Genomic DNA, 327 nt, shown 5'->3' with positions numbered 1-327 from the left:
GGCTGCTGGGTCGGTTTCTTTTTCATATCCGCCACACTGCGATTCTGCTCCACTAATCCCTGCCGGATCCGGTGCTCCAACGCTGCGTAAATCATCAGGCTACAGGTCATCACCATGAGCAACGCTTCAATCCGCTCCGGCTTTTTCAGGTACAGTGAGGAGGTTAAAAACTCCGGGCTCTTGAGAAAACGAAAGCCCCGTTCGACATTCTGCTGCGCTTTATAGGTGGCCAAAAGTTCGGCCATGGTCAGCGTATCGCTGTGGTCATTGGTCGCCAGGATGAACACCCCGGTCTGGTTGCGGGCCTCTTCAACGCAAGCCAGGCTA

At 54.7% G+C, this 327-nt stretch carries 1 protein-coding gene; it reads right to left on the bottom strand.

Annotated features, from left to right (window positions below; translation table 11 throughout):
- Positions 1-327 (bottom strand): IS1634 family transposase (locus ACNPAA_RS21150; protein WP_257712573.1); only part of this gene is annotated, 327 nt, incomplete at both ends.

It is taken from the genome of Aeromonas sp. PS2Canimalfood6, from assembly GCF_048276795.1.
Classification (GTDB): Bacteria; Pseudomonadota; Gammaproteobacteria; order Enterobacterales; family Aeromonadaceae; genus Aeromonas; species Aeromonas caviae.
Note: the sequence above shows the minus strand (reverse complement) of the source record. Positions and strands in the feature narration are given on the sequence as shown.